Origin of the sequence: Muriventricola aceti, assembly GCF_025567565.1 — a bacterium.
GTDB lineage: Bacteria > Bacillota > Clostridia > Oscillospirales > Oscillospiraceae > Lawsonibacter > Lawsonibacter aceti.
On sequence record NZ_JAOQKF010000003.1, the window covers coordinates 237,166 to 246,041 of the forward strand.

General features: G+C 58.7%; 7 protein-coding genes. 2 read left to right on the top strand and 5 right to left on the bottom strand.

Annotation, left to right across the window (positions count from 1 at the left end; translation table 11 throughout):
- Positions 1-205: 205 nt before the first annotated feature.
- The 5 genes from OCV64_RS05250 to OCV64_RS05270 are packed head-to-tail and all read right to left on the bottom strand — an operon-like array spanning position 206 to position 4,791.
- Positions 206-1,126 (bottom strand): dihydroorotate dehydrogenase, encoded by a 921-nt coding sequence (locus OCV64_RS05250; RefSeq protein ID WP_262669493.1) that lies wholly within the window; start codon positions 1,124-1,126, stop codon positions 206-208.
- Entirely contained in the window at positions 1,119-1,895 is a 777-nt protein-coding gene (locus tag OCV64_RS05255; RefSeq protein WP_147570946.1) for a dihydroorotate dehydrogenase electron transfer subunit, read from the bottom strand. Before OCV64_RS05255 ends, OCV64_RS05250 begins: the two co-directional genes overlap by 8 nt.
- Positions 1,896-1,941: 46 nt before the next feature.
- Positions 1,942-2,508 (bottom strand): hypothetical protein, encoded by a 567-nt coding sequence (locus OCV64_RS05260; protein ID WP_262669494.1) that lies wholly within the window; start codon positions 2,506-2,508, stop codon positions 1,942-1,944.
- Between the two features lie 50 nt (positions 2,509-2,558).
- The gene (gene pyrF / locus OCV64_RS05265) at positions 2,559-3,482 is read right to left on the bottom strand and encodes an orotidine-5'-phosphate decarboxylase (protein WP_186852169.1); all 924 of its coding nucleotides are present in this window, start codon (positions 3,480-3,482) and stop codon (positions 2,559-2,561) included.
- 31 nt (positions 3,483-3,513) lie between these two features.
- Positions 3,514-4,791, bottom strand: a complete 1,278-nt coding sequence (locus OCV64_RS05270) for a dihydroorotase (protein WP_147570943.1) — start codon at positions 4,789-4,791, stop codon at positions 3,514-3,516.
- 334 nt (positions 4,792-5,125) lie between these two features.
- Between OCV64_RS05270 and OCV64_RS05275 the strand changes: the two genes are divergently transcribed.
- On the top strand, positions 5,126-5,971 hold the full coding sequence (locus tag OCV64_RS05275) for a tyrosine-type recombinase/integrase (protein ID WP_186852168.1): 846 nt from the start codon (positions 5,126-5,128) through the stop codon (positions 5,969-5,971).
- A 343-nt stretch (positions 5,972-6,314) separates the two neighbouring features.
- Positions 6,315-8,876 (top strand): InlB B-repeat-containing protein (locus OCV64_RS05280; RefSeq protein WP_262669495.1); only part of this gene is annotated, 2,562 nt, incomplete at its 3' end.

Below are 8,876 nucleotides of genomic sequence, written 5' to 3' on the forward strand. Positions count from 1 at the left end.
CGCCCGGTGGGTGATCAGTCCCCGGCAGTACCGGAAAAAGCCCCCCAGGGCGGACACGGCCACCACGAAAATGCCCATCAACTCACACAGGGAGATGACTGTGGGCAGGGTGCGCTCAATGACCAGATGGAGCACAGGCTCATCCTCCCATCTTCACAGAGATGGGATAGTATATGCAGGTTTCCAGGAGATCAACCCGGCCGACTTACCAGGGGAGGACCTTTCCCGTCAGCTCCCGGACCGCCGCAAGGCCCTGCCCGGCGGCGAGGACGGCCAGCCCGTCCCGGACCTTTAAGGGGGTATAGGGATCGGCAAACAGGGCGGTGCCCACCGCCACGGCACTGGCCCCCGCCAGCATCAGCTGGGCCGCGTCCTCCCCCTTGGACACGCCGCCCATGCCCAAGATGGGCACCTTGACAGCCTGGGCCACCTCCCACACCATCCGCACCGCCACGGGCAGCACAGCGGGGCCGGACAGGCCGCCGGTATTCATCTTTAAAATGGGGCGGCGGGTGTTCACGTCGATCCGCATCCCCCGGATGGTGTTGATGAGGGAAATGGCGTCCGCCCCGGTGCCCTCCACTGCCCTGGCGATCTCGGTGATGTCGGTGACATTGGGGGACAGCTTGACCATCACAGGGACCTGCCCCGCGTGGGCCTTGGCCACATGGGTGACCTCAGCGGCCAGCTCCGGCCGGGTGCCGTAGGCCAGCCCTCCAGCCTTCACGTTGGGGCAGGAGATGTTCACCTCTATCATGTCCACTCCGGCCCCAGCCAGCTTTTCGCACATAATGCCGTATTCCTCCGGGGTGTTGCCCGAGATGTTGGCGATCACCTTTGTGTCGTACTGCCGCAGGAAGGGCAGCTCCTCAGTGATAAAGGCGTCAACGCCGGGATTTTGCAGGCCCACGGAGTTGAGGATACCCATAGGGGTTTCCGCGATGCGAGGAGCGGGATTGCCCTCCCGTGGGAGCAGAGTCAGGCCCTTGGCACAGATGCCTCCCAGCTCCGACAGGTCAAAAAACTGGCTGTACTCCCGGCCGAATCCAAAGGTACCAGAGGCCACCACCACCGGATTTTTCATGGTCATCCCCGCCAGCGTGACGGACAAATTCACATCAGGCATCCCAGTCTACCTCCCTGGAATCAAATACCGGGCCGTCCTTGCATACATGCTTCCGGCTGCCGTCGGCCATGTCGCAGGCGCACACCAGACAGGCCCCCACGCCGCAGCCCATCCGCTCCTCCATAGACACCTGGCAGGGGATGCCAAACTCCTCCGCTACCTTCGCCACGTTCCGCAGCATGGGCTTGGGGCCGCAGGCCAGCACTCCGTCATAGCCCCTGTCCTCAGACAGCTCCCGGCGGACCAGGGCGTCCACAAAGCCGTGATGTCCCAGAGAGCCGTCATCAGTGGCGCACAGAACCTTGGCGCAGTCCTCCCGGAAGAAATCCTCTAAAATGATCTTGTCCCGGGAGCGGCCTCCCAGGATGGCGGTGGCCCTTCCCCCGGTGTACTGGGCGCAGCCCAGCATAGGCGGGATGCCGATGCCGCCACCCACCAGGAGGTAGCGGCCCTCCGGCTTCAGATCAAAGCCGTTGCCCGCCAGACCCAGCACATCCAGACTGTCCCCCAGCTCCCGGCCGGCCAGCCACCGGGTCCCCTCTCCCCGGACCTCAAAGACGATGGACAACAGGTCGTCGGGCTCGTCCTCCATACAGGAGCACACCGAGATGGGCCGCCGCAGCAGCAGCCCCTCCCCACACCGGATATGGACGAACTGACCGGGGGCCCGGAAGGAGGCGCGGATCATGTCTCCCACCTCCAGTGTCATATAGACGGCGTCGCCCACCTGCTCCTTGGACACAATCTTACATTCTCGTTCTACTTTCATAGACATCTCTGCTTTCTATACTGTGTTGAACCGGGAAAAGGGATAGTCACTTCTCCCAGGGGACCTTTTTGGACCTCTTGCTGGTAGACTGCTTCTCCTCCTGGGGGAAAGTCCGGCCCGATCCAGCCTGACGCACAGCGCAGCTGGGACAGCCGATCAGGGGGCTGTGGCGGGTCCCGCAGTCGGGGCAGGTGACCTGCTCCGCTTCCGGCTGGTCGGTCAGCGCGGCCCAGGCGCCAGGGGCGGCGGTGTACAGCTCCACCTTGCCGCACTGGGGGCAGGCGTACAGGTCCACCTCATAGCTGGGCAGACCCAAAGAGGAGAGCCCGCCGTACCCGTCGGAGCCGATGGAGAAATTCCGCAGTTTCCGGTGGAGGATGGCGCCGCAGGCAGGGCAGGGCTTGCCAGTGTTGATGTCGGCGCGGATGTCCTCCCCGTTTTCCAAATAGGGGGAATCCAAAATTTGGCGGAACAGCTCCGCCCGTTCCGGCCCCACGGTATTGTCCAGCCGATTGGCACAGTCCGAGCACACAGACTGCTTGGTGTTATGAAAGTCTATCTTTACCTTGTCGAACATACCCAGCTTCTGGCCGCATAGGACACAATTTGCCATGATACCGCCTCCTTGTTCCCGCACCGGGGCGGGGTCCTCCGTCTCTCCCGTTAAACGATGGTCACAAACTGCTTGATATCATCCCGCATGGCGATGGCGGCGTTTCTGGCGGCCTCCTGAAAATCATGGCCATCCCCACCAGTCTTTTGCCAGGCACACATAATGCCACGGGAGGAGTTGACAATGGCCCCGTGGCCATATTTGTCAAAGGCGTACCGCACGTCGTCAGCGGTGCCCCCCTGAGCGCCGTAACCGGGGACCAGGAAGAAGGTATGCTCCAGCCGCTTCCGCAGGGCCCGGATGTCAGAGGGGTAGGTGGCTCCGGTGACGGCCCCAGCCATCGTATAGCCGTATTTGCCCTCGGTGCCGGCGGCGATGCGCTCGTTGAGGTCGCCCATTACCTGGTAGACCAGCCGGTCCCCGGCCACGATGTCCTGAAGCTCGCCGGAGCCGGGGTTGGAGGTCTTGACCAGGACAAAAACACACTTGTCCTCCTCCTTGGCGGCCTTCAGGAAGGGATTGATGGAGTCAGAGCCCATATATCCGTTCAGGGTGACGCAGTCGGCGTCAAAGGACTTGAACTGCTGGCCCTCGATGCTGGCCCCGGACAGCCAGCCCTCGGCGTAGGCGGCGGCGGTGGAGCCGATGTCCCCCCGCTTGATGTCAGCGATGACGAACAGTCCCTTGCTCTTGGCGTAGCGGATGGTCCGCTCCAGCATCTCCATGCCCTGCCAGCCCAGATTCTCGTAGTAGGCAGACTGGGGCTTCACCGCCGGAACGACGTCGCACAGGGCGTCGATCAGGCCCGCGTTGAACTGGTAGATGGCCTCGGCGGCCCCCTTCAGCCCCACGCCGTGCTCCTCAAAAGCGGCCCGGCGGATGTGTTCGGGAACATACTCGATCCGGGCGTCCAGCCCGGCTACGGTGGGGTTTTTCATGGCGCGTATCTTATCCTGTAATACGTCAAAAGACATAGCGTCCTTCCTCCTCTGTTTATGTGATGTCTCAGGCCTGGCGGTAGATGACCCGGCCCTTGACAATGGTATATTTCACCCGGCCCTTGACCTTCCAGCCGCCGAAGGGGGTATTCCGGGCCTTGGAAGCGAACCGCTCCGGGTCAACGGTCCACTCCTCGTTGGGGTCGAAGATGGTTAGGTCCCCGTCCACCCCAAGGGACATCCGACCTTTTGGCAGGTGGAGGATGTCAGAGGGGTTGGTGCTCATCCGGCGGATGATCTCAGGCAGCTCCATTTTGCCCGTGTGGTACAACTGGGTCAGCGTGATGGCCAGACTGGTCTCCAGCCCGATCATGCCGCTGGGCGCCCGGACAAGGGGGCGGGCCTTCTCCTCGGCGGAGTGGGGGGCGTGGTCAGTGGCGATGGCGTCTATGGTGCCGTCCTTCAGGCCGGCGATGATGCCCTTGACATCCTGGGCGGTGCGCAGGGGCGGGTTGACCCTTGCCAGGGAACCCTGGACCAGCACCTCGTCCTCGGTGAGGGTGAAGTATTGGGGGCAGGTCTCACAGGTGATGTGGATGCCCTTCTTTTTCATCTTTCGGATGATCTCCACGCTGCGGGCGGTGGACACATGGCAGATATGGACGTGGGCCCCGGTCTCCTCGGCCAGCATGGCGTCCCGCATGACCACCAGTTCCTCGGCGATGGCGGGCCGTCCCTCCAGCCAAAGCTGTCGGGATACGCTGCCCTCATTCACCGCCCGCCCCTCCACCATGGAGGTGTCCTCGCAGTGGCACAGGACCGGAATGTCCAACTGACCGGCTTGGATCAATACATCCCGCATGAGATTTGCGTTGTCCACATTGTTCCCGTCATCCGACAGAGCTATGGCTCCCGCCTTTTTCAGCGCGTCGGCATCGGTGGGCTCCTCCCCGCGGAGCCCTTTGGACAGGGCGGCGATGGGGAAGATCTGGACCCCGGAGCCCTGGTTGGCCCGGTCCAGCACATACTGGACCTGCTCGGGGCAGTCCACTGTGGGGCTGGTGTTGGCCATGCAGGCCATGGCGGTGATGCCGCCACGGGCGGCCGCGTTGGAGCCGGTGATGATATCCTCCTTATAGGTGAGGCCGGGGTCCCGGAGGTGGACATGCATATCCACCAGGCCAGGGGAGACGGCCAGACCGGAGGCGTCGATGACCTGGTCAGCCTCTGCCTCCAGGCCGCGCTCAATCAGGACGATCTTTCCGTCCTCAATCAGGATATCCTGAAGTATGACGGCGGAGGTCACAGGGTGGACCACCCGCCCGTTTTTGATTAAAAGTTTCATGAGGTCCCTCCGGAAATGAAAAGCTATTTTTCAGCCGTGTTGTTTCGGCGCGCCGAAACGCATATCTATCTAACTGTAAATTATAGCGGAAGGCGCAAAATTTCGCAACGGATTTTACAATTAAATTTGGAGCGGGGAGGTCGCCAGGCACGCAGAGCTTTGTAGAAACGCCCCGCCTTGGCAAAAAGCCAAGGCGGGGCGTTTTTGAGAGCGGGCGAGGGTCGGCAGCCTGCTGTCTGATCACTTTTTAGCCTTCACAAAAGGGAACATAAGAGCGTATAACAGCGCCTCATCAAGTTAAAATAGGAATATTACTTTGATGGGAGGGCTTAGTATGAATGCTCACACAATCACAGCCGAACAGATTGCCAGGTATGGCGAGCATCTGAGGGAGGAGGAGCGCGCCCCCGGCACCGTCGAAAACTATCTGCGAAATGTAGACCGCTTTGTATTCTGGCTGGCCGGACGTGCCGTGACCAGAGAGAAGGCAGTCGAATGGAAGGAGCATCTGGTGTCCTGCCGCTACGCTCCGGCCACTATAAATGGAATGTTGTCCGCGCTCAACAGCTTCTTTTCCTACTTTGGTTGGCAGGAGTGCCGGGTGAAGGCGCTGCGTGTCCAGCGGCGGGCATTCCGTGACCCTTCCCGGGAGCTGACGCGGGAGGAGTATGAACACCTGATCGAAACGGCCCGCCTGCTGGGACGGGAGCGCCTTGCCCTGGTACTGGAAACCATAGGGGCCACCGGGGTCCGGGTGTCTGAGGTCCGCTATCTCACCGTGGAGGCCGCCCGGAGTGGCCGGGCCGAGATATCCCTAAAGGGGAAGATCCGCACCATTCTGCTTCCGGGCAAGCTGTGCCGCAAGCTTCTAAAATATGCCCGAAAAGAAAAAATCGCCTCCGGCGAGGTGTTTCGCACCGGCGGCGGCAAAAGCCTGTCCAGAAAACAGATATGGTCAGAGATGAAGAACCTGTGCCATCATGCCGGGGTGGAGCCGTCCAAGGTCTTTCCCCACAACCTGCGGCACCTATTTGCCACCGTCTTTTACCGGGCCTGTGGGGATATCGTCAAGCTGGCTGATGTGCTGGGCCACTCCAGCATCGAAACGACGCGCATCTATCTGCTGACCTCCGGGGCGGAACACATCCGAACCCTGGACCGGCTCCGTCTGGTCTGCTAGACAAAATGATTATTTTGCGGTGACTCTTGCTGTTGACATATGCCTATTGTGTAACAAAATGATTATTTGGTCACACATCCGCTAACAGAGCCGACCATCCATGGCATTATTGTAGCGCACTCCAAAAGAGAATGCAAGTTTAACAGTATAAAAACCGGACCGTATGAGAATTTTTTCTCCGACGGCTTAACTTTCATACACATTTTTCCAATTTTTTCCTTGATTTTCCTTTTCCTCTTTAAGTACGGGAGAAAAATGTCTGACCTAAATCGCTTTCCGGCGGCTTTCCTATTGACAAAATAATCATTTAGTCCAATTTGGACAGAAGAGGAGGAGAAAAAACATGAAGAAAAAGCTGTTGTCCACATTGATGGCGATGATTATGGTGCTGTCAATGTTCCCAGCGGCGGCACTGGAGGAAAGCGTTGACCTGCAGTCCAGCGGGACCACGGCCACAGAGGCGTCCGGCCAGGAGCCGGACACCACGGAAGATGGATGGACTGAGGTCAGCGGCGCGGAGGCACTGGGCGCCGCTCTGACCAGCGGCGGCAATATCAAACTGACCGAAAGCATTGAAGTGAGTGAGAAACAGAGCTGGACTGTCGCCAGCGGTACGACCGTCGTGCTGGACCTGAACGGCTATAGTATCACCAACACCTATAATGCCTCTAATTATTTCCTTATCACGGTCAATGGCGGATCTCTGACGCTGGAAGATAGCTCTGAGGCTGGCACCGGCAAAATTGAGATCAAGGACGCTTCCAGCAGCTACCCCCTACAGCTGAAGGGGAATGGAAGCAGCTTTACCATGAATGGCGGTACGATCACTGCGATAGAGGATGCTCTGGACATTTATACTTCTGCCCAAAATACGACTGTTACCATCAACGGCGGTACGATGAAAAGTCAGAGCTATTCAACCCTTGCCATCCGCGGCAAGGGTACCGTAGTCAATATCACCGGAGGTCTAATCGAAAACGATGGTTCTAATACTGCCTTTGTTAGCAGCGGTAGCGGCTCCACTGACCCGGAGAGCATCGTGTTTAATATGACCGGCGGCAAAATGACCTCGACTGGGACTGGTATCCTCACCGACTATGCGCTGACTGTGAACATTGGCGGCGAGGCCGAGATCGAGACCAAAGGCACTGGTATCGCTGTAAAAGGTACCACCATACTGAATGTGGAAGGAGGCAGCATCAAATCTGGAGCCTATGGCATAAGCGCCGACTATAATAATACTGTCAACATCACTGGCGGCACCATCGAAACTACCAGCTATAGTTCGGCGGCTGTTAAGGTGGGAGCACAGAGTCAAGCTGCTATTTCCGGTGGTACCATCGTAGGTAAGAAGAACCTGGACGGCTCCGCAGACAATATTACCGTCACCGGCGGCACTTTCCAGAATGCCGACGGCGGTAAGGTAGATGTGAGCGACTATCTTCCTGAGGGCACCACTCAGGACGAAAGCGGCAACGTGGTTGTTGATGAGAGCACGGCCGTAGCTTCCATCGGCAACGTAGGTTACACCACTTTAGCGGCCGCCGTGGAGGCCGCCAAGAACGGTGATATCATCACTCTGCTGAAACCAGTGGAGATTACTGAGTCTCTTAAAATCAATAAGGCGGTCGTCATCGACGGGAAGGACAACACCCTGACGGCGAAGGACTGCGCGGCGCTGCAGATCACGGCGGATCTGGATTCCCTCACCATCCAAAATCTGATTGTGGCTGGCGAAACTGCCAACGAAAACTATGTGGCCAGTGAGATCATGGCTGCGCCCTATATGGGGTTGGGCACCTATAACATGGCCTACGGCGTTGGCGACTTGAAGCTGAACAACGTGACCATCCAGGGATTTGACTATGGCCTGTATTTCAGCAGCAGTACAACCAATGACAAGCCTCTCTCCATCACCGCAAATGATTTGACCATCCAGGACTGCTATATCAAAGGCGTCTACCTTGAAAAGCTGACCAATTCTTCGTTTACTGATTGTAAGTTCTTGAACAATGGCGATGACGCGGAGCAGGTAAGTGAAACCTTCTCCACCTGGATGTGCGGCGTGGACCTGAACCTGAAGTACGGCACATATGAGGACATCACCTTTACAGGCTGTACCTTTACCGGAAACGGTGCCAATCGCGGCACCGCGCTCCACATCAAAGCCCGTGACGACGGTAGTTATGCCACGAATGACGCCTCTCTGGACGGCGTGACAATAGAGGGCTGTGTCTTTAGCGAAAATAACGCTGTTGACAGCGGGGCTGCAGAAGAAACTCCATACGGGCCCGTTGTTTTGGGCGAGCCTGGTAAGGATAACAAGACCCCGGTCAATGTGTCCATACAGCCTGATGTAACTTACACGGATAATCTGAAAACGGATGCGGTGTTTACGGTTACCTTTGACAGCAACGGCGGCAACGCTGTGCCTACCCAGATGGTGGAGGCGAATCAAACCATCACCCTGCCCACCCCAACACGCAGTGGGAGCTATACATTCCAGGGCTGGTATGAGGATGGCACAAAGATCGAGCAGAAGGAATATCAGGTGACCAAAGATGTGACCTTGGTAGCCCAGTGGACCTATACTGGCGGTGGCAGCGGCGGCGGAGGCGGCTCCAGCAGCTACTCCATCAGCGTGGACAAGAACATTGACAACGGCAGTGTGACCGTGTCCCCCAAGAGCGCCTCCAGCGGCCGGACGGTGACCATCACCGTCAAGGCCGACGAGGGCTATGAGCTGGACGAGCTGACCGTCACCGACAAGAACGGGGACGAGATCAAGCTGACCGACAAGGGCGACGGCAAGTATACCTTCAAGATGCCCCGGTCCAAGGTGACCATTGAGGCCTCCTTCGTGGAGATCGACCACCAGGATACCTGCCCCGCCGCCGGCTTCCGG